1 protein-coding gene is annotated in these 1,472 nt (G+C 61.8%); it reads left to right on the top strand.

All coding sequences use genetic code 11. From position 1 onward, the window contains the following. Nucleotides 1-60 precede the first annotated feature (60 nt). Nucleotides 61-1,446 carry an IS701 family transposase gene (locus tag C5P05_RS09355; protein ID WP_114969575.1) on the top strand — a complete coding sequence of 462 codons (1,386 nt, stop codon included), beginning with the start codon at nucleotides 61-63 and terminating at the stop codon, nucleotides 1,444-1,446. Nucleotides 1,447-1,472 lie beyond the last annotated feature (26 nt).

Raw genomic sequence — 1,472 nt, 5'->3', positions numbered from 1 at the left:
TCTTACTGTGTCATAAATTATGCTATCATAAACGCAGCGTGAATTTTGACTGGGGGCGTGATGGACATATCGCAGGAGTTCAATCGCTACGTTGATCATTTGTCTGCTGGGCTGGGCCATGCCGATCGACACGCCGGATTGAGTGGGTATTGCACCGGCCTGATGCTGCCTTTGTCACGCAAAAGCGTAGAACCCATGGCCGCGCGCGTTGATCCCCTGCACGCCAGCGCCCGCCACCAAGCCCTGCATCACTTTGTGGCCAAGTCCGAGTGGTCGGACTCACAGGTCATGGCGCGGGTACGCGATTGGGTCATGCCCTCGCTAGGATTGGATAGCGGTTGCTACTGGATCATCGACGACACGGGCTTTCCCAAGAAGGGCCGCCACTCGGTGGGCGTGGCCCGCCAGTATTGCGGCCAGTTGGGCAAGCAAGACAACTGCCAGGTGGCCGTCAGCCTGTCCCTGGCAAGCGCTCAGGGCAGTATCCCAATAGCGTACCAACTCTACCTGCCCAAAGACTGGGCGGCTGACCCGGTGCGGCGCAAGGCAGCGGGTGTTCCTGAGACACAGGCGTTTGCGACCAAGCCCGAAATCGCGCTGATGCAGATGCGCCAGGCAGTCGTTGCGGGTGTCTCCATGGGCGTGGTGCTGGCAGACGCCGGTTATGGTGATGAAACCGCCTTTCGCGATGGCATCACCGAATTGGGCATGCGCTACGCCGTCGGCATTCGCCCGGCCACCACGGTGTGGGCACCGGGGACTGCGCCGCTGCCGCCCAAAGCCTGGTCGGGGCGCGGCACACGGCCCACGCGGCTGCGCCGGGAACCTGGCAATGAGCCGGTGGCCGTGAAGGCGTTGGCCATGGCCTTGCCCGAGCAAACCTGGTGCATCGTCACTTGGCGCGAGGGCACCAACTCTGAACTGCGCTCGCGTTTCGCTGGGGTGCGCGTGCGCCCTGCTCATCGGGACTACCAAGGCACGCAGATGCGCGCTGAGGAGTGGCTGCTGATCGAATGGCCAGAAGGCGAGGCCGAGCCGACCAAATACTTCCTCACCACCGCGCCACAAGATGCCACACTGGAGCAAATGGTGTTCGTCACCAAGATGCGCTGGCGCATTGAGCGCGACTACCAGGACTTGAAGCAAGACTTCGGGCTGGGCCACTATGAGGGACGGGGCTGGCGCGGGTTTCACCATCACGCCACGCTGAGCATCGCGGCCTACGGGTTTCTGATGGCGCAACGACTCAAGGCCGGCAGCGATGCTGGCAGTAAAAAAAACTTCGCCCAACGCCAAGTGCCTGCCGTTCCCGAAGATTACATCCCTCGGGGAAGCCCGGCGCGCGCAGCGTCACGTAGCGGACTCGATCACGACGCTACGCCTGCGCCTGAGCGTCGCACTGGCCAGCGATCTGGGACATTGCCCTCATTGCCACTGGGTAAGTAGAAGATTAAATTTATGACACAGTAAGA

It is taken from the genome of Rhodoferax ferrireducens, from assembly GCF_003347515.1.
GTDB lineage: Bacteria > Pseudomonadota > Gammaproteobacteria > Burkholderiales > Burkholderiaceae_C > Rhodoferax.
The sequence above is the reverse complement of the archived record's forward strand: the minus strand, read 5'-3'. Positions and strand labels throughout refer to the sequence as shown.